Raw genomic sequence first — 460 nt, 5'->3', positions numbered from 1 at the left:
TCCATTACCAGTTCTTCAGTTTTGTGCTTTATGGGGTTACAATAAAAGCTTCAAACAAGGAAAAATCCCTAAAAAGTTAATAAAATGGACAGAAGAACGCCTTGAACGAAAGGAACCTTTCTTACTATTTTTCCCTACAATCGCCCTCATGCATAAAGCAGCGCCTCTATTTCAGCTAATAAATGAAAATATCCTTGCTGTGCATGCAGAAGATCCGGATCGGAAAGAGAAAGTAGGGATGCTCCGAAATAATGAAGTACCCGGACTTTTAACGACCACCATATTAGAGAGGGGCATTACCATTAGTAATGTACAGGTGGCGATTATTGGGGCAGAATCCTCCATATTTACCACAAGTGCACTGATTCAAATTGCTGGACGAGTCGGACGAAATAATCAATATCCAAATGGGGACATCGTATTCTTTCATCATGGCATCACGACAGAGATGGATGAGGCA

General features: G+C 40.9%; 1 protein-coding gene. It reads left to right on the top strand.

The window, feature by feature from the left end; translation table 11 throughout:
• Positions 1–460: helicase-related protein (locus LC455_RS31130; protein ID WP_263297958.1), on the top strand; the 460-nt coding region annotated here is incomplete at both ends.

This window comes from Neobacillus bataviensis (genome assembly GCF_019969725.1).
The sequence above is the reverse complement of the archived record's forward strand: the minus strand, read 5'-3'. Positions and strand labels throughout refer to the sequence as shown.